General features: G+C 62.9%; 14 protein-coding genes. 2 read left to right on the top strand and 12 right to left on the bottom strand.

The features are described 5' to 3' along the window. Nucleotides 1-150 precede the first annotated feature (150 nt). Entirely contained in the window at nucleotides 151-684 is a 534-nt protein-coding gene (locus WKW79_RS35785; protein ID WP_340339988.1) for a hypothetical protein, read from the bottom strand. A gap of 436 nt (nucleotides 685-1,120) precedes the next feature. Here WKW79_RS35785 and WKW79_RS35780 point away from each other — a divergent pair, with 436 nt between their 5' ends. After that, a complete protein-coding gene (locus tag WKW79_RS35780) occupies nucleotides 1,121-6,475 on the top strand; it encodes an autotransporter-associated beta strand repeat-containing protein (protein ID WP_340339987.1) in 5,355 nt (1,784 codons plus the stop codon). A gap of 180 nt (nucleotides 6,476-6,655) precedes the next feature. Here the strand turns inward: WKW79_RS35780 and WKW79_RS35775 are convergent, their stop codons facing one another. From WKW79_RS35775 to WKW79_RS35730, 10 genes are all read right to left on the bottom strand, one after another. Then, entirely contained in the window at nucleotides 6,656-7,021 is a 366-nt protein-coding gene (locus WKW79_RS35775) for a response regulator transcription factor (RefSeq protein ID WP_340339986.1), read from the bottom strand. 272 nt (nucleotides 7,022-7,293) lie between these two features. Next, on the bottom strand, nucleotides 7,294-8,637 hold the full coding sequence (locus tag WKW79_RS35770) for an anaerobic C4-dicarboxylate transporter family protein (RefSeq protein ID WP_340339989.1): 1,344 nt from the start codon (nucleotides 8,635-8,637) through the stop codon (nucleotides 7,294-7,296). A 206-nt stretch (nucleotides 8,638-8,843) separates the two neighbouring features. Further along, nucleotides 8,844-9,245 carry a NirD/YgiW/YdeI family stress tolerance protein gene (locus tag WKW79_RS35765; protein WP_340339985.1) on the bottom strand — a complete coding sequence of 134 codons (402 nt, stop codon included), beginning with the start codon at nucleotides 9,243-9,245 and terminating at the stop codon, nucleotides 8,844-8,846. A gap of 37 nt (nucleotides 9,246-9,282) precedes the next feature. Then, nucleotides 9,283-9,585 carry a hypothetical protein gene (locus tag WKW79_RS35760; protein ID WP_340339984.1) on the bottom strand — a complete coding sequence of 101 codons (303 nt, stop codon included), beginning with the start codon at nucleotides 9,583-9,585 and terminating at the stop codon, nucleotides 9,283-9,285. A 414-nt stretch (nucleotides 9,586-9,999) separates the two neighbouring features. Next, entirely contained in the window at nucleotides 10,000-10,368 is a 369-nt protein-coding gene (locus WKW79_RS35755; protein ID WP_479694201.1) for a hypothetical protein, read from the bottom strand. Between the two features lie 576 nt (nucleotides 10,369-10,944). Next, nucleotides 10,945-12,435 carry a CsgG/HfaB family protein gene (locus WKW79_RS35750; RefSeq protein ID WP_340339983.1) on the bottom strand — a complete coding sequence of 497 codons (1,491 nt, stop codon included), beginning with the start codon at nucleotides 12,433-12,435 and terminating at the stop codon, nucleotides 10,945-10,947. Nucleotides 12,436-12,450: 15 nt separating this feature from the next. Continuing rightward, nucleotides 12,451-13,134 (bottom strand): hypothetical protein, encoded by a 684-nt coding sequence (locus tag WKW79_RS35745; RefSeq protein ID WP_340339982.1) that lies wholly within the window; start codon nucleotides 13,132-13,134, stop codon nucleotides 12,451-12,453. Between the two features lie 60 nt (nucleotides 13,135-13,194). Next, nucleotides 13,195-14,331, bottom strand: coding sequence for a hypothetical protein (locus WKW79_RS35740; protein WP_340339981.1), 1,137 nt, complete (start codon nucleotides 14,329-14,331; stop codon nucleotides 13,195-13,197). Further along, nucleotides 14,322-15,593, bottom strand: a complete 1,272-nt coding sequence (locus WKW79_RS35735) for a hypothetical protein (protein ID WP_340339980.1) — start codon at nucleotides 15,591-15,593, stop codon at nucleotides 14,322-14,324. Before WKW79_RS35735 ends, WKW79_RS35740 begins: the two co-directional genes overlap by 10 nt. 102 nt (nucleotides 15,594-15,695) lie before the next feature. Beyond that, nucleotides 15,696-16,001, bottom strand: coding sequence for a hypothetical protein (locus WKW79_RS35730; RefSeq protein ID WP_340339979.1), 306 nt, complete (start codon nucleotides 15,999-16,001; stop codon nucleotides 15,696-15,698). A 27-nt stretch (nucleotides 16,002-16,028) separates the two neighbouring features. On the opposite strand from WKW79_RS35730, the gene WKW79_RS35725 reads away from it, so the two are divergent. Further along, nucleotides 16,029-16,949: a LysR substrate-binding domain-containing protein gene (locus tag WKW79_RS35725; protein WP_340339978.1), complete on the top strand. Its 921-nt coding sequence runs from the start codon at nucleotides 16,029-16,031 to the stop codon at nucleotides 16,947-16,949. Here the strand turns inward: WKW79_RS35725 and WKW79_RS35720 are convergent. Then, a complete protein-coding gene (locus WKW79_RS35720; RefSeq protein ID WP_340339977.1) occupies nucleotides 16,936-17,481 on the bottom strand; it encodes a GNAT family N-acetyltransferase in 546 nt (181 codons plus the stop codon). The two genes, WKW79_RS35725 and WKW79_RS35720, sit on opposite strands and share 14 nt — an antisense overlap. Between the last annotated feature and the right edge of the window lie 1,311 nt (nucleotides 17,482-18,792).

Here is an 18,792-nt window from a genome sequence, read left to right as displayed (position 1 = left end):
AACGAAATTCTTCGAGCGTTGCATGGTCGAGTGTGCGGCCGTCTCGTTTCATGACTCAAGAGATTACCACCAGTCCAAGTTTTTGTCGCTTTAATTACGGACTGGTGAGTAACTGGATCATCTCGCCTCCGGAGCGGACCGCCGCGTCTGTCACGTCAGCAAGGCACAGCGTGCCATGGCTGATCGGCAGCATCCGTCGCAGTTCGGGCTCGCCGGCAGAAGGCAGCAGTCGCTCCAGGCTCGTTTGTGCACGTATCGCTGCTTGATCACCCAAGTCATGCGCGTCAACAGATCCGTGATGAGGACTTGAATCGACGGCGCGATACCATGCCGCAAGTCATAGCCGCGCTCGGAAACCCGTACCGCAACTTGGGCGCAGGTCTGCCGATGCTGGCCAAAATCCCCGATGTTCACGAACTGCAACAGCGAGAAGAACGGAATCGGGATATCGGAGCCGCGTCCCTGCGCGCCTGACGACCCCGCGGCGTCCGAGAAAAGTTGGCCCAGCCAGTTCACGACTCCAGCAAAGATCCTGGCGACGACCTCGCCACCGTGGAGTTCAAGGTGTCCGTGTCGACGCTGATCACTCTGCCGCTGCAACAAAATGCGCAGTGTTGGTGAACTGCGCCAGCAGGGAGAAGAACAGCCCCACGAGGTCCGGCTGTGGTAATTCTTCGTGCTCATCCGAAAGCGCCCACCCACATCCTCACAGTGGCGATGGTCGTAGTGGACCTTGAAACTGGTGTTCCAGATAGCCGATGGCACTCGCCTTGGGATCGCTGCCCTCCTTTGGTCCCGGCCATCCGTTCCAAGTGGCAAACGCCTCAACCGATCGATCGACAGCGCGATCGGCGAAGCGTGCGAGCCTGCCTTCACCCGCGGCATGTCCAAGTCCACTATTAGAAATGGCGGTCGGCTTGAATCCTACTTTGGTTGGATTCACCTCGGCGTACAGACATGACGAAATGCCGGCTGAAGCGCTGCCCGCATCATTTTTGTAGTGGGCCGCCGTGTGAGATTTGGCTGCCCGTCCGAAGGGCAATCAGCAATTGGCAAGCAGGAGGCGGGCGACCCGAACATTCTTCGCTCGCTCGGCAAATGGTTGAAAGCGAGACCGCCAATGAGAAGAAGAATCTCTCCACGCAGCCGCAAGCCATCGATCGCTGACGAGCCGTTCAGGCTGGCCGGCATCGTGCTGGCGCTGTCTGCAACCGGCAACGCATGGGGCGCGTGCACGACCAGCGGCTCCCCAGTGACGTGCGACGCGGCCAACCCCAACCCCTGGGCAACCCCCATTGGCAGCGGCCCGAGCACGCCTACCGGGTTCACGGTAACGCTCAAATCTGGCAATTCCGTCACTCCCGGCGCACAGCTCTCCGTCGGCGAAGCAAGCGCGATCAGTCTGAACGATGGCGCGGTCATCACGCTCGGCGACTACACCTCGGTCACCAACAATGCCAACAACCAGGGCGCCAGGGGCCTGCACAACGCGGGCCTGAACACGATCGAGTTCGCCTCCAACGGCCAGCTCACCATCGGCAACGGCGCCAGCGTCTCTGCCGCCGGCGCGCAGGGCATCGGCGAGCCGATCAACGTGATGGGCGTGGGCAATGTCATCACGAACCACGGAACGATCACATCGCACAGTGGTGCGGCCATCTGGTTCGAGGACAGGGTCACGGGCGGCACCAACATCATCGACAATTTCGGCATCGTTCGCACCGATCTCGGCGCGAACACCAACATCATCGGCAACTCGAGCAATGGCAGCGTCATCTTCACCAACCGCTCCGGCGCGCGCGTGGAGGGCAGCCTCAAGTTTGCTTCCGGCAACGATCAGCTCACGCTCGAAGCGGGTTCGGTCATTACCGGCAACTTCGACGGCGGCGGTGGCACCAATACGCTGACACTCGGCGGCGCGGCCGGCTTCTCGGACAGCCTGCCGGGCAACATCAGCAACTTCCAGACCCTGACCAAGACGGGAGCTGGGACCTGGACCTTGACCGGCTCCATCGGCACCGACAGCGGCCGCGTGCCGCTGCGGGTGCTGGTGAACCAGGGCACGCTGGCGCTGACGGGCAATAATTCGTCCTTCAACGGCAGCGTCACGGTCAACACCAATGGCACCCTCGCCGTGCGCGCGCAGAGCCTGCCGCCGCTGGTCACCGACAACGGGCTGGTGCAGTTCCTGCAGGACACAGACGGCACCTATGCCGGTGTCCTTGAGGGGACGGGCAGCGTCCAGAAGACTCTCGGCGGCACACTGACGCTCTCAGGCGCCAACACCTGGAGCGGCCCGACCATCATCCAGGGCGGAACGCTGAGCGTTTCGACGCTGGCCAACGGGGGACTTGCCAGCAACATCGGAAGTTCCACCAATGAAGCCCGCAATCTGGTCATCAACGGCAGCACCCTGCGCTACACGGGCGCCGGCAACGCCACCGACCGCCTGTTCAGCGTCGGCGCCGCGGGAGGCACGATCGAAGCATCCGGCACCGGAGCGCTGAACTTCACCAACACCGGGGCCGTGGGATTCAACGCGACGGGCGCTCGCACATTGACGTTGAGTGGGAGCAGCACGGGCCTCAATACACTGGCAGCCACGCTTGGAGACAACGGCGGCGCAACGACGCTGGCCAAAAGCGGTACTGGCAAGTGGGTACTGACCGGCAATCACAACTACACCGGCGGAACCACTATCAACGCAGGGACATTGCAGATCGGCAATGGCGGCACCTCGGGCAGCATCACCGGCAACGTTGTCGACAACGGATTGCTGGCCTTCAACCGGACAGACGACATCACCTTCGCCGGTGTCATCAGCGGCACGGGCGGCCTTGTCCAGGCGGGCACCGGCACGCTGACGGTCACGGGCGGCAGTTCCTACACCGGCGTCACGACCATCAGCAGCGGCACCTTGCAGATCGGAGCCGATGCCGCCGCCGGCACCGTCTCCGGGAACATCGTCAACAACGGGGCGCTGGTATACGCCCGCAGCGACACGCGCAGCTACGGCGCTGTCATCAGCGGCACGGGCAGCGTGACCCAGGCCGGCAATGGCGTCCTGAACCTGACCGGCTTGAACACCTACACGGGCCTCACGAACGTCAACAGTGGGGTGCTGGCGGTGAATGGCACGGTCGGCGGCGGCGCGCAGGTCAACGCCGGCGCGACGCTGCGCGGCACCGGAACGCTGGCCGGCGCGGTCACCGTGGCCGACGGCGGCCACCTCGCACCGGGCAACAGCCCGGGCACCCTCAACGTGGGCTCGCTGGCGCTCAATGGCGCTTCGCAGATCGACTACGAACTGGGCTTTCCCGGGGAGGTCGGCGGCACCCAGAACGACCTGACCAACGTGGCCGGCAACCTCACGCTCGGCGGCACGCTCAACCTGGCCAACCTGGGCGGCATGTCGCCCGGCACGTATCGCGTCTTCAACTACGGCGGCACGCTCACCGACAACGGACTCGCGATCAACGGGCAGTTGCCAGCGCGCTTTGTCAGCAGCGACTTCCTGGTCGACACCGCGACGCCAGGCCAGGTGAACCTGATCGTGCAATCGGGCGGCTTTGCGCTGCAGTACTGGGACGGCGTGAACACCACGGCCAACAACCTGGTCGATGGCGGCACGTCGACCTGGAACACCACGACCACCAACTGGACCAACGCGGGCGGCACGGTCAACGCGCCCTGGCAAAGCGGTTTCGCCGTCTTCCAGGGGGCCGCCGGCGCTGTCACGCTGGGGCAGAACATCTCGTTCCAGGGCATGCAGTTCCGCACCACCGGGTACACGATCGAGGGCGCGGGCTTCACGTTGGCGGGTGAGCCGGAGACGTTCATCCGGGTCGACCCCTCGGTGAGCGCCACCATCAATGCGTCCATCGTCGACGGGGCGGGCGGCCCTGCACGGCTCATCAGCTCCGACGCGGGGCTGCTGGTGCTCGGCGGCGCCAACACCTATTCCGGCGGTACTGCCATCAACGGTGGCTCGGTGCAGGTGAGCGCCGACAACAACCTCGGCGCAGCCAGCGGCGGGCTCAGCCTGAACAAGGGCACACTGATCAGCAGCGCGACTTTCGGCAGTGCGCGCAACATCGGTCTCGGCAGCGACGGCGGAACCTTCGCGCCGATGGCAGGCACCACCCTGAGCCTCACAGGGCCGATCTCCGGCCCCGGCATGCTCACCCAGTCCGGAAGCGGCACCCTGGTGCTCAGCGGCGCCAACAGCTATGCCGGCGGCACCTTCCTCGCCAATGGCGTGCTCGCGGTTGCCAGTGATGCCAACCTGGGCGCATCCGGCGGTCCGCTGGAATTTGGCGGGGGCACCTTGCGCACCGATGCCGACCTGAGCCTTGCCACGACGCGTACCGTTACCTTCGATGCCCCGGGCGGCCGCATCGACACCAACGGCCACACCGCCACGATCGTGCAGACCATCGGCGGCAGCGGTGGACTCACCAAGCTGGGCAGCGGCACGCTCGTTCTCGCCGGCAACAACGCCTACGAAGGCGGCACCACCATCAGCGCGGGCACCTTGCAGATCGGCAACGGCGGGGCCGCGGGCTCCTTCGGTGCGGGCGACATCGCCAACAACGGCGTCATCGCGTTCAACCGCGGCGACGCCAGCGCCGTGTCCAACGCGATCTCGGGTAGCGGCTCGCTGCAGCAGATCGGTGCTGGGACCACCACGCTGACGGGGGCCAACAGCTACACGGGCGGCACGACCATCTCGAACGGCACGCTGCAGCTCGGCAACGGCGCTGACACCGGATCGATCACCGGCAATGTGAGCGTCACCAACGGCACGCTCGCCTTCAATAGGAACAACCTCTACACATTCGAAGGTCTCATCTCCGGCAGCGGCGGCGTGAGCCAGAGCGGGACGGGGGCGACCGTGTTGTCGGCCGCGAATACCTACAGCGGCGCCACGACAGTGGCCGCCGGCACCTTGCGCGCAGGCGCGCCCAATGCCTTCAGCCCCAATTCGGCCTACACCGTGGCGAACGGCGCCACGCTCGACACCGGTGGATTCAACCAGCGCGTCGCGTCGCTGGACAACTCAGGCACGGTGAGCCTCCTGAGCGCCGCCGCAGGCAGCACGCTCACGGTGACCGGCGCCTATGTCGCCCACAGTCTGTTGCGGCTGGGCACGCAGCTGGGCGGCGACGGCAGCGTGAGCGACCGGCTGGTGCTCGATGGCCCGGGCGCCAGCGCCAGCGGCAACACCACGATCCAGATCACCAACTTGGGCGGGCTCGGCGCGCTCACCACAGGCAACGGCATCGAGGTGGTCAGTGGGACCAATGGCGCGACGACGACCGCGCAGACGACCAAGAGCGCCTTCACCCTGGCGAATGGCCACGTCGACGCCGGCGCCTATGAATACCGGCTGTATGCCGCCGATGCACAGGGCGCGGGCGAGAACTGGTACCTGCGCTCTACCACGACGGTGGTGCCGCCCAACGAGCCCGTCGCACCCGTGCAGGTACCGACTTACCGCGTGGAAGTCCCGCTGCTGGCAGCCTTGCCGGCGCAACTGCGACAGGCCGACCTGGCCATGCTGGGCAACCTGCACCGGCGCATCGGTGACGAGGCCCCGTCGGCCCCATCAGCTTCCTTGCAGGACAACCAGGCAGCCGCGCCAGGCGGCACACGCCGGGCCTGGGGTCGCGTGGTGTACGCCGACATGGACATCCAGCAGCCGGGCGTCGCCCAGGTCCGTTCCGACGGCCACGTGGCCGGACTGCAAGCCGGCACCGACCTGTGGGCCAGCGGCAACTGGCGCGCGGGCGTGTATGTGGGCTATCTCGATGGCAGTGCCGACGTGAGCGGAAACGCCCGCGGCATCGTCGCCCGTGTGGGCTACAACGAACTGCAATCGCGCTACCTGGGCGCCTACGCCACCTGGATGGACGCGAGCGGCCTGTACGTCGACAGCGTGCTGCAAGGAGGCAGCCAGCGCTTCACGATACGCCCCGACATCAACCTGGGCGTCGGCGGCAAGGCGAGCAGCGTTGCCGCCTCCGTGGAGGTAGGCATGCCCTTCGCCCTCAACGCACGCTGGAGCCTGGAACCGCAAGCCCAGATCGCCTTTCAGCGCAGCAGCGTGGACGACATGGTGCTCAGTGGCGCGCAGGTCCGCCAGGACGTTGCCAGCGGCTGGATCGGGCGCCTTGGCCTGCGCATCAAGGGCAACTTCGCCACCGCTGCCGGGCGGCTGGAGCCCTATGCCCGCGTGAACCTGTACCGGGCGAGTTTCGGCGACAGCGTGGCCACCTTCATCGGCCCGGCGGGAGCCCTGGCGATCTCGAGCGGGGGCGGGTACAGCGCAGCCGAAGCCGCCGCCGGCGCCACGCTGGCGCTGAACCCGGCAACCAGCCTGTACGGCGAGATCGGCCACCTCTGGAGCATCGGCGGCGATGCGACGCTGAAGTCCGCGGTGCAAGCCTCGCTCGGCATCAAGGTGCGCTGGTAGGGATCAAGGTCCTAATCTCGCGGATTGATACGGTCGCCAGAGGTTTTCCTTCGAAGGTCGACGACTTGGGCCGGCCGGTGAGTACCTGCAAGTTGTAGCCATGCCTTGCGTTGCTCGCACCGACCGTATCAATTGCCACCGAAAGGGACACCATAACCCGAACTTGGGATACACCTTGGGCTAGTCGCCCATCCAGGTCCGACCGGCCGAGCCAATCGCACCGTGGATCGCCTCGAGCAGTTCGTCACTCGAGAACGGCTTGCGCAGCAGATTCCTTGCACCGGCCGTGCGCACGGTGCGCTCGAGCGTGGCGTCGTCTGACCCGGTGATGAACACGACCGGCACCTTCAGGTTCGCGGCGCTGAGGCGCGACTGCACCTCAAACCCCGACAAGCCTGGCATGTACAGATCCACGATGGCGCATAGCGGCGGATGGCCGCTCAGCGAGGACAGAAACTCCTTGCCGCTCGCGTATTCGCGGACCCGGTAGTCGGCCAGCCGCAACAGGCGCCCGAGCATCACGCGAACGGGCAGTTCGTCGTCCACTACAGCAATGAATGGCCCAGCACTGTCCACGCACAAACCCTACGTCAGAGCGATAGCGAATGGGACTGGACTTTGGTTCAGCACGTATCGGTGCCATGGTGTGGGCATCTTGAATACCGATCCCGTGCGGCACGATCCGTCAAGTCCGTGCCCCCGAAGATCACGCTGTGGATTTCCGCCCGACGCGATACGCGCACCAGCGCTGGGCCAAAGACCGCTTGGGATTCCCAGGATGCCCCCATTCGACGGTTTTGTCTGTCGCCGCATGCGGCTCAAAAGATCACTCGAGCGAGGAGCAAGCCCACGAACACCGCGGTAGCGGTCGCGACCAATCCAGGAATCATGAAAGAGTGGTTGAGTACATACTTGCCGATCCTCGTCGTGCCTGAAAGGTCGAAGTTGATCGCCGCTATCAGCGAACCGTAGGTCGGGATGAGGAAGTAGCCATTGACCGACGGAAACATCGCAATGAGGAACTGGGGCGGAATTCCGAGCGCCATGCCCAGTGGCATCAGCGCCCGCGTCGTTGCGGCCTGGCTGTAGAGAAGCACCGATGCGAAGAACAGCCCGAACGCGAAAGTCCACGGCGCGGCGCGAGCCCAATGGCCGATCGCAGGCAGGATGACGTCCTTGTTCGCCGAGATGAAGCTGTCGCCCATCCATGCCAGGCCGAAGATGCCGATCACGGCCACCACGCCGGCGTGCAAGGTCGCCGTCTTCGGGATCGCGTCGACCTTGACATTCGTCGCAGCCAGCATGAGCGCCGCAACAGACATCATCACGATCTCGATCACGAGAGGCATTTCGAGCGCGCTCTTCTGGCCTGGCAAGGTGCGCAGCGCCGGGAAGAACCCGAACACCACCACCAGCGCCACGCCGGAAAGGAATATCAAGGCGGAGATCCTTGCAGACGGCGCGAGCGGCGCTCGTTGGTCCCGGGGCTTCGCGGGAGGTACTTCGCCGGCCTTCAGACGTGCCTGGTACGTGGAGTCGTCGCGGAGATCCTCGCCGAGGAATATCGAGACAATCGCTGCCACGATGACGCCGGCCAAGCTTGCCGGCACGCAGATCATCAGGACCTGCGGCAGGCCCCATTGCGTCAGCCCTCTTTCCGCGAACAAGCCAATCATCGCCGCCGTGGCCGCAGCGACAGGGCTTGCCGTGATCGCCTGCTGCGAGGCGATCGTCGCGACGGCCATCGGTCTTTCTGGCCGGATGCCGGCCTGATGTGCGGTCTCGTAAATGACTGGCAACAGCGGGTAGATGATGTGGCCCGTTCCCGCCACGAACGTGAAGCCCCAAGTCGTCAGTGGCGCCACGATGGTCACGTACTTCGGATTGGCCCGAATGACCCTCTCGGCGATGCGCACGAGGAAGTCGATGCCGCCCGCGGCTTCCATCACCGACGCGGCCATGATGACTGCGAGAATGATGAGCATCACGTCGATCGGTGGCGAAGTGGGTGTTACGCCGAACATGACCATCAGCACAAGCAGGCCGACGGCGCCCCAGAGCCCGAGTCCCACGCCCGAGCAACGCGCGCCCATCCAGATGGCCGCGAGCACTACGGCGAACTGCAGAAGTATCGAGATCGTCACGTTGTCCCCTGTGCGCACCGCCAAGGGCGGCTGCTATTGCTCGAACGTCGGTGCACGAGGCTATGGGGCGAAGAACACTTCGCCTCACTTCTTCGGCGTGAGCATCATGTGCTTTTTGTCGACGATGTTGCGCAGTTTTCAGCCCATCGCAGCAACGCCATGGCGCGCGAACGGCGTCGCAACGCGTGGCGCATCCCTGGTCGCAACTCATTGCGAATCGAATGCTATTGGAGCCGCACCTGCTTCACCCTGAACTCCAGCTTGTGCCGCATCTCCTTGAAGATCTGCCCGTCGAGTTCGACGCGCTGTCCGGAACGCAGGGTCTGTTTTGCCGGGAGTTTTGCGCGCTCGATGGTGACAGGAAGCGAGCCCGTGTGGTCGCGACACGTGTAGTTTTGTCCGCCTTCGTGAGAAGCGATCCGGCCCCGCAATCGCACCACCTGTTCGTTTCGCCCGTGGTCGAGCACCTGCCTCGTCGTCATGGCGGTGACTGCACGGGGCCCCATGTCGACCGCGGCATGATCGCCCGCCGCGCTCGCCCGGGGACCGAAGCAGAGCGAGCCTGCGGCAGCGAGGACAACGAACAGAATTCGAGCGAAAGCGATGTGCCCCACGGTGTTCCCCAAGAAAGATTCGCGACTGCGCCCGTCTTGCGAACAGATGCTAGCGCCCCTGGCTTTTTTGCGGCTTGCCAGCGTCGCCCGAAGAATGCGTCGAAACGGGTTTGCCGTTGTCGCCGATCTTCGTTCTCGTCTCGAAGACGTCCGGAGCGCGAACCTGCTCGACGCCGACGCCGCGCACTTTCCGCTGCTTGTCGCGTTCATGTTCCACCGCGGGATTTTCGCAAGGCCGATCCGTCATGACCTTTCGCCCCTGCCCATCGATACACGCATTGATCGGGTGCGCAATAACGGGCTGCACGGCGCCAACCACGGCGGTGCACGCAAGAAGGCGCAAGAAATTCATGGGGACCATTCCTGTTCTCGAGGGCCCGGAGCATACATATCCCTCGCGACACGGCGGCCCGTGAGACGCATCCTCATGCTATGGCAGGATCCAGCGCCCCAAGTTGATTCACATCAAGTTGGGAAAATCTCCAGGCCGCAGCGGCGTTTCGGTCTTCCGAGCGCCATAACTTCCGAAAGCTTCGCAATCCAGTGCTGGCGTAATCCCCCCTGACCGAAATGAGGTGGTCGCTGCAGGCCCGTCGCTCAGTGCGCCGCGGCGGTGGGGCGGCAGGGCGTGTCGCTGCTGACCTGAGTCACCCGCGCGTTCTTGTTTGGACTTGGACTTGACCCTGTTGCGCGGACGGGTTGAAACTTAATTCTTAGTCAGCAACCGTACCTCTAGTTTTGAAAAGTCCGGAATTCGGGGGAGACGTCAGAAGTCTTCCTCATAGATGGCATTGAGCACTGCGACGAGCGCACGCTGAACGATCTTGTCCTCAAGCGCGGCAATACCGAGCGGGCGCTGCTTGTCGGTGCCAGGCTTGGGAATGAACCTTCGCCTGACGGGCTGCGCCCGATATCCGCCGCTCTGGACCCGTGCGTACAGATCTTGGAGGTTGCCCTCCATCTCCGCCTCGTAGTCCTCCCATGTCACGCCATCAACCCCCGGGGCGGCACGGCGCTTGAGCGCCAGGAACGCTTCCCTCAGCCGGTCGACCGTCACGTGGTGCAGCAGCGCGGTGAACTTCTCCTTCTTCCGCTGCCTTGCAGCTTGCCGTACACGGTGCAGCCCCTGTGACACGCTACCGCGGCTCTGAGTCCGTCGCGTGTGCGGTTGACCCATGTTTCCCTTGGTCTCGGCCCTTGGCTCCACCCACTCGCAGCCGGCTTCCTGGACTTGTTCGCAGGCATCACAGCTACTATGACCGAGTCTGACTTCTCGAGTCCGTTCATCATCGGCTACGGCTCCTCGCCTTCCCGATGCGGGCCAGCCCATGAGGCGACTGGTCAGACCCGAGATCTCCCGGTTCCCGTACAAGGAGCGTGCGCACATGCCAGGTTCTACGACCACGCCGGGTCGGCCGAGCGCTCGCGTGAAGCGCACCAGTCCGTGTTGCCTTCCGCCTATGGAACGGCGTCGGCACCCAGAATAAGCATCTATCGTGGCTCAATGGCTGGCCTGTGCGTACCCCTGTCAACGCTTCACGTCGCATCTCGCGATGCGCCGCGCATGACTCGGGGACAACATGATTCGCTACATCTTTGTCGTCAGCGACTTGCACCCTTTTCTCCTTGCCGGTCTCCCGGCGCACTCCATACATGCACCGAAACTGAAATCACCCCGAATAGAAGCGGATCCACTCCGCTGCAACAGGGGTCACCACTTGTCGTCAGCTTTTGGCGCAGGCGCTTCGCTAGCTACAGGGGACGGCCGGGTTTGCACTGCCTTGGCGACCGGCACCGTGCTTGACGCTGGTGCCGCAGTGGCCTGTGTTGCCTGGACTGCCGACGAGGGCGCAGGTGCAAACTGCTCTGCACCAGGCGCACCTGCCGCTGCAGGAGCCGCTTGCGCCAGCGCCCGGCCCTTGACTTCATCGCGCAGCTGGAGGCCGCCGACTGGCAGCGCATCCAGATTGACGTGAACGTTTTCAAGGTGTCCGTAGCTGAGGTTCGGCGTAACGCGGTCCACCACCAGTTCGCCGTAGGGCTGTTCCACGCGCCCAAGGCTCTGGCCGGTCTGCGGGTCCTTCATCTCGGCGCCCATGGCCACCACGCGGTAGCGATTGCCCTCCTTCATCGACTGGCCGCCCTGGCTCAGCACAACATTGGTACCGTCACGCGACACCACGGTCACCGGGAAGGTGCGACGTAGAACCGAGGTCACCACTTGGTTGACTATGTCGCTGCAAATGTCTTCAAGCACCTTGATGGAGTCCACACCCTGGCTGAGCGTTGTTGGCGCTACCGAAGGTGCCACACCCCGCAGAGATTCCGAAGCCATGACTTGGCGCGTTGCCACATTCACCAGCTTCTCGGAAATCGCCCAGCCACCTTCGTAGCTCACGAGTTCGCGGTCGCTGGTCTGCAGCTTGCGAACATGCCGGTTGTAGGCGAGCGTGCTGACGCGGCCACTCCACCCAATGTCCGCGCTCGCGGCCTGAGACAACTTGGCAAGTTCGGCACTGGGTGCCTGGCCTGATGAAATCATCGACAGTTCCTGCTCAATCTCGGGACTCATCTCGCGATCCAGCACGTCAAAGCGGCCCGTTTGCACCAGGGCGTCACTGATGCGCTGGCGCAACGTGGCGCCGATTTCGGCCGAGGAAACCGTGCGGTCGCCCATAGGCACGGTGGCGCCGTCGAAGTGAATCGGCCCAATCACGACCTTGATTTTCTGCATGTCGGCAGAAGGCGTGAACTTGGCAATTTGCGCTTCGATGGTTGCCTTGTAGTGGTTGGTGCCCTTGGTGGGCTCCTGCAATTCAACCAGCTTGAAGTTCTGGACGACGCCGCCGGAGCGCTGCTTGACGATGTCCGCAAACGCGTTTGCGCGCAGCGATGCCGAGTCCTGATTAAGGGACACGTCCAGACCATACTTGGCCGAGACGGTGGTCGATTGGATGGCCGCGCCGTTCACTTGGAGGATGGCTAATTTCAAGGCCTCAGCCACGGCTTCGCCAGGGCTGGCACCAAAGCCAATGGCATTGGTCGGGACGTTCACTACCTTGCCGACATCGGGGACTGGAGGAGCGACGTTGGTCGCGGCAGTAACCGCAGTGGGCGCTTTTTCAGCCGGGGCTTGCTGCTTGCCGCAGGCGGCCAAGATGGTCGCTGCGGCCAGTGCAGTCACGCAAAGTATGTGGCGCATCGGACATTTCCCCGATCACATTGCGGCGAAGCCGATGGCAGCCATGGCGTCATCGGTGCCAGCCGGCATTTGGATGCCATTGGTCTTGGCGAAGTCAACCGCCGTCTTGAGCGCACTGGCCACGGTCGACATGGAGTCTGGGAATTTCGACACCACGAACACAGCCGATTGGAGCTTGGGCAATTGCATCGGCGACGCGCCCGAGAGATGCGTGGTCATTTCTTTCACATTCTTGCCGACCCCCACGTATTTGGTCACGCCGGACACCAGCGAAATCAAGCCGGCGCTGTACAGAGCCTTGGAGTTGGCGTCCAACACGGGCTGCTTGGCCATCTCGGCTGCGAGGGCCTTCGTCGACACGGCGATCTGCTTGTTACTCGGCTCCAGGTTACCCACCGTGGAGCCTTCAGTCATCGAGTCTGCCGTCTGCTTGAGTTTCAGGGAATCTTCCTTCATTCCGAGCGCTGCGGCCATCTTCGAGTTGGCGTTCAGCACATCTCTGTTGGCAGCCACATAACCGCGCACCAAGTCATCTTGCTGTGCGCCAAGATCGGCGGCAGGGGTGCCACCGCTGTTGCCAGAGGCAACGACGTTTGAAACGCCGGGAATGGCCTTGAGCGAGAACTGGGCGCTGGCGACGTTGGTCAAAGCGACTGCCAGAAAACCGGCGACTGCGAGGGAAGATGCGAGCTTGTTCATTAGATGACCTAGGTTGTGGTTGGTGTTCAGGGTGAACGGAAAAGGGGTTGGAAATTTCGCTCACTGCATGCGCTGGGCGGTGACCTGGCTGGCCAGCTCGCGCGCAGCGCTGCTGGCAGCCTGCTTCAGGGCATTGCCGCGTGCTTCGTCTTCGGTCGGGCCGACCCCGGAGTAGGTGACAGGGCCCACTGCAGCCTTGGTGTCGGGGATGGCTTGGGTGACGTCGAAAATCCTGGCGTTCACCACCACAGCGACGCGAACCAAGCCGGTGGCCGGGTCCTTGTCCGCCGTGCCGACGTCCATCGTGCCCAATGCGATGTACGGGACTTGTGCCGCACGCATCCCGGAGGCAATGGACTGCAGGGTGGCCGTTTTCAAGTCGTTGCCGGTTTGGTAGTCGGCTTCGACACTTGCCACCTTGAACTTGCCGCCCGACATGGGTTCGATGAACGCCGCGTCCTTGACGCTGAAGCCGGCACGGGTGAACGTGCTGCTGAACACCTGGTTCAGGTTCGCACTCGGGATGAGGCGATAGGTCGCTTCGCTGGATCGCTTGGTGGTACTGCCACCAGCTTCGACGGAGCGGGAGAGGTTGCCGGCCACGTTGGACTGCGATGATGTGGAAGCATTTGTCTTGACTTGGCCGTTGCCAATGGATTCGCCCTCGGAGCCCGTCTTGGCGTGGAACTCCTTCAGACCGCCCGTCGCCGTTTCGTCCACGCGCTTGTACACGCGGTCATCGAAAGACTTCACGGAAGCGACCTGGCGCGATACGAAGACGAAGGCCAGTGGGGACTTCTGTCCGGCGCCAGCTTGGGCGACAGCGGACCCCGCCTTCATCAGATTGCGCAGATTTGCCACATTAAGGGAGACGCGCACTGCCGTCGTGAACTGGCGCTTGTCCGGGTTGTCCTCTTCAGCCAAGACCGTCGTCTCCAGGATGTAGCGGTCCGGATTGGCCAGAATCTTCTCGCGCACGGCGTCGAAGTTTTCCGACTCGGATTCGCCAGCCTCGGCGTAATAGAACTCTACGGCCTTGAGCTGGGCCGCTTGGGAGGCTTTGGCTTTGTCATCCGCCGTGGCGGCCTTGCCCTGGTAAGTGACAGAAGCTTTCCCGCGGGCCTGCTGCACTTGGGCCGTGGCCGTAAACGCGAATGCGGCAATCAGCATCAAAAGGAAAGCGCGAATTACTTGCATAGCTTCAACATGTCCTTGGTTTTGGCGATTTGAGTTTCGATGTCGGGGTTGGGCGAGGCGGCCTTGACCCACGTGTTGCCCTTGCCGGCAGCGGCGTCGGAAAGCTTCTCGAACAACCCGTTGATGGAGTCGTAGAAGGCGGGAAAGTCGTCGACAGTGGTCTGCGTGGCGGGCACGACCTTGACCTCAGCGTTTTTGACGGCAGCGTTCATGTACACGGTGCCCGACAAGGGTTCCTCAATCTTCACGTTGGCGAAGCTGCCGTAGACGAAGCTCGCCCCGATGGCGTTTTCGCTGTACTTGACCTTTTTCAAGCCCGTGAATTCCACCGTAATTGCGTAATCCGGGTCAGGAAGCTTGAGCAGGTACACATCGCCGTCCGCAACTCGCATTGACATGACCTTTCCGGTCGCATAGCCTTGGGTGTAGGGAATGACCGGAACACCCGTTCTTGTGGAGAGCGCCTCGGCCACCAAGTCGGCGGCCCACGTGTCTGCAATGCCGGGGGTGCCCTTCAGATAGGGCGGCAGCATGCTCAGCAGGTCAGGCGAAAGGTTGACTTGGGCTACCTTGATGGTGTGCGAGGCCTGCCCGGGAAGGGTTGCCTTGGCCAAGACATTGGCATAGCGTGTGAAGAGCCCCGGCTGGCTGTCGGTGCCCTCGTACAAGAGTTTTACTCGGGTGAGAACTTCCTCTTCGGTCGGTTGATGGTCGAAAGCTTCGATGTGTGCGAACCTCACCGGATAGGAGCGCAGCACAGTCATCGTCTTGAAGTCGAAGAAGAGCGCTTGGCCGCGGATGAGCACAATGAGCTTGCGCAGGTTGCCGAAGGTCTCGACAGATACGGTCTCCGAACTGATAACCAACGACGACACGATGGCCTGGTCGCGGCCTTTGAGTTCCGCAATTCGGTCTTGCGTCACCTGGAAGTTCTGCGGTGGTGTTTGGCTGACTGCGGCCTGGATGCGGGCAAGTGGCAGGCTGCTGCCTACCCCGGCTGCGAGGCCCTTCTCGTAGCGCCGCGAGTAAGGGAAACGCTGCTCCAGAGTTTGGGAGTCGCCGGCGTAAGCCAGTCCTGCCAATGAGACTTGCGAAGCATCGGCCAGCGCATGAAGTGGAACCAGGCCGCAAAGCGCCGCAGCGCTTGCCATCAAGGCTCGTCTTGTTACACCCGTCAATGAAGCCTCCAGAAGTTGGACGTATGCCTTCAGTTTTTTGACAGCAAAAAGCGCTGCCTTGTGAAGGGCTAGGGTTATGGTCATGCACTTCAACGCGCGCCGAAGCTGCAGTGTCCAGGTCTCGTTCACATATCCGCCCGCAAAGCGGCCGTGTTTTCATCAAGTTTTTTGTCGATGCCACACGCATCAGGCGATGGCGAAAGTTGCAACTTGCCCGCGCCGCGATTGCGAACTGGCCATGGTGTCGGACGATTCCGGGGTCACCGGCGTCATGGTCGAGCCGATGATGCGGATGCTGAGCACCTTGTCCGCGCGGTGGAATGTCCTGTCGGTTGTCTTGCGATCGACCTTGCGGTCCGACCACGGCATGCCGATGAGGGGCTTGAAGGTGAAAAGATCGCCAGGTTGAAGGTCGCCGAAGTTCATGATGCTGTCCATCGCCAAAGAAGAGGTATTGGGAGTAGTCTCGGCTCCACGACGGATAACGTCCACTTGATAGTTCCTACCTCAGGTATTCACATGCTCAATCTCAGAAGTGTCGATCTGAACCTCCTGCCGGTCTTCGAGGTGGTCTATGAGGAGCGCAGCTTGACGAGCGCCGCGCAGCGTCTTGCCATGAGCCAGCCGGCCGTCAGCAACGCCGTGGCGCGCCTGCGAATCCTCCTGAACGACGAACTGTTCGTTCGTCACGGCAGGGGCGTCCATCGGACCGCTACCGCGGACGCTGTCTATGCGAAGTTGCACGGTGCGCTGGGCACGCTTCGCGAGTCGGTCTCGGACGCCCGCGGCTTTGACGCGAAGTCCTCGACACGGTCATTTCACATCAGCGTGTCGCATCCGCTGGGACCCTTGCTGGCGGTGCGCCTGCGCGAGCGGCTCGCGACCGCTGCGCCGGGAATCGATGTCTCTTTCAGCACCCGCTCCAGGCCGGTGGACCTCGAGCATTCGCTGAGAAGTGGCGGTTTCGATGCGGCCGTCGATTGGCTGGTGCCGACAAGCAGTCACTTCCATGATCTCGCGCTCTTCGAGGATGCCCTGGTGGCGGTTGCGCGACGGGACCACCCTGCCGCGCTCAAAGTTCGTCACGAAAAGGATCTGCGATCCCTGGAGTTCGTGGGATTGCGTCCTCGCATCGATGGCGATAGTCCAGTGCCCGGCCTTCAGGAATGGCTGCGCCTGAAGCTGAACTTCGCGATCGAGGTGTCGGAGATCATGGAAGTCTTGCTGCTCGCCAGCCAATCGGACCTGGTGGGGCTGGTGCCCAGGAGCATGCTGAAACTGGCACGCGACGCTTTCCACCTTCGGGTACTGCCCGAAGTGGTGTCCGCCAGAACGTTTGCCATCAAGCTGGTATGGCCGGCGAGCAAGGGTTCCGACCCTGGACAGGTGTTCGTTCGCAAGCAGATCGAGATCGTGTCTCGCGCGCTCACGGGCCGTTGACTTGTGCGCGTGCCCGTCGCCCCCGATCTGCCGCGGCGCCCAGTCCCCGTGCGCGTCGCGTTGATCGGTTCAATGTGTCGGCGAACGACTGCGCCTGCCCGGGGTCGCTGCGCATCCAGAAGTAGCCGCCCCGCGTGGTGGACGTCCGATTGAAGCCGTGGCGCTCGAAGAATGCCACGCGCCTTGGGCCGAAGCACTCCAGGCTCAGCGTCGCGTCCGGGAAGCGAGCACGGACGGCGTCGAGTACCTGCCCGCCGAGCCCTTTGCCGCGCATGCCGGGCCGCACGAGCACACAGGCGATGTAGGCGTCCCGGACGCCTGCGCTGTCGCCGGGCTCAGGATTGATGAGCACCACGGCGTCGCGTTCAGCGATCATGACGCCGGTGCCATCGCGCACCTGCTCCTCGATGATGCAAGGCGCAATCAAGCAGGCCAACTCGTCGCGGTGGCGCCCGAGCAACGCAGCCTGCTGGCGAGTCGACAGCATTCGATAGTCGGTCGGGTCTTGGATGGCAATATTGACGTCAGTCATGACCTGCGTGCATCTTCAAAGGTGAAACCACAAGCGAGTAGTCTCTGATCTTGGAGACATCACGTCCACTTGATTGCTCATATATCGGGAATTCACACGATCAATTCCAAAATAGTTTTGCCATCCGGCGCAGCGACGCAAGATGCCCCATTCCACGTCGTCTACTTCGTCAATAAGGTCCTCCAACTCGTACCGGGACCTGCTCTCGCCGATTGCGGTGAACGTCAACCGAGTGGCCATGAACGCATTTGGTGACGGCGGGTTCATTCTTGTTGCACTGCAACATTGCCATCGAGACCTGGTACCGTCAAGCTCAAGACTAGAGTGATCGCCCTACACTGGATTGGTATCTCCGAGCGTTTGTCCAAAGAATCATCTGAAAGTAGTGGCGTGAAAGCTCGCCATGGTCGACAACTCTTCCGTCTGCCATCTCCTTCCGTTTACCGGTCTGCGCCGCATCACCAGGGTTGCGGAACACAGGGCGAAGCCCTGCCACCACAAATTGGTTCGAATGCGACTTCATGCCGAATGCAAGTTGAGCGTCATTGCGGGCGAGGACTGTCCAGTGGTCGCGATGAAGCGTCCGCGAAGCGGCGAGGCACATTGGGTTGTGAGCGAGGACTACCAGATGCGTCCCTGGGTGCCGACGACCGGGTACGTCGACGCGAACGGAAACCTTTGACCAACGCCTCACGATTCCAAGGGGGAACGCGGGCGCAGCTTGACCCACTGCACTTTGGGATGTGTTCAGATTTGCGCGGCCTACTCTCTCTCAGAGTCCAAGGCTGCCGGCGGCCGCCATGATCGCTGCAGCAGATGGAAAGGTGGAGATGCCATTGGGACCGTCGGGCGCCTCTATTCGCACCCAATCGACGATGCCGTCCGCGTCTCCTCCGCTGCTCGACAACCCACCCCCTTTCGTTGGTGAGGCAACCTCTGCTGCGCATGAGCGCCGGACGAACGACACCACCGCCTCGGTCTTATGCAACTTCCGGTGCGTGGGAAAGTGAGGCTGGGCTGAAGTTCCACGACCGATCAGGCGAGATTCGGCCTCACGGCGCAACGCACTCGCTCGGCTGTTTCGCCCAGGCGAAGATATGTACCGGAGCTGCGCAAAGAACGTGCGAGCCCGCGCGCAATGATTCAGGATAATCCGCCTCATGGCTGAGCCGCCCATGTACCTCCCCGCAATGCGGCGAGCTGAACCACACCGGCTTTCGAGGAGGCCTATTGGCTTGAGTCAGACCGGGATGGCCTGACTTCTCTTTTGGCTGTTCTGGCTTTCATTATTTCAGCCCCCGCAGGGGCCGC

The organism is Variovorax robiniae (assembly GCF_037889955.1).
Taxonomy (GTDB): domain Bacteria; phylum Pseudomonadota; class Gammaproteobacteria; order Burkholderiales; family Burkholderiaceae_C; genus Variovorax; species Variovorax robiniae.
This window is presented reverse-complemented; position numbering and strand designations above follow the sequence as displayed.

Coding starts and splice junctions, on each gene's coding strand:
- WKW79_RS35785 (WP_340339988.1), bottom strand. CDS start 684: ATGAGCACGAAGAATTACCACAGCCGGACCTCGTGGGGCTGTTCTTCT.
- WKW79_RS35780 (WP_340339987.1), top strand. CDS start 1,121: ATGAGAAGAAGAATCTCTCCACGCAGCCGCAAGCCATCGATCGCTGAC.
- WKW79_RS35760 (WP_340339984.1), bottom strand. CDS start 9,585: ATGAATTTCTTGCGCCTTCTTGCGTGCACCGCCGTGGTTGGCGCCGTG.
- WKW79_RS35750 (WP_340339983.1), bottom strand. CDS start 12,435: ATGCGCCACATACTTTGCGTGACTGCACTGGCCGCAGCGACCATCTTG.
- WKW79_RS35745 (WP_340339982.1), bottom strand. CDS start 13,134: ATGAACAAGCTCGCATCTTCCCTCGCAGTCGCCGGTTTTCTGGCAGTC.
- WKW79_RS35740 (WP_340339981.1), bottom strand. CDS start 14,331: ATGCAAGTAATTCGCGCTTTCCTTTTGATGCTGATTGCCGCATTCGCG.
- WKW79_RS35735 (WP_340339980.1), bottom strand. CDS start 15,593: ATGACCATAACCCTAGCCCTTCACAAGGCAGCGCTTTTTGCTGTCAAA.
- WKW79_RS35725 (WP_340339978.1), top strand. CDS start 16,029: ATGCTCAATCTCAGAAGTGTCGATCTGAACCTCCTGCCGGTCTTCGAG.
- WKW79_RS35720 (WP_340339977.1), bottom strand. CDS start 17,481: ATGACTGACGTCAATATTGCCATCCAAGACCCGACCGACTATCGAATG.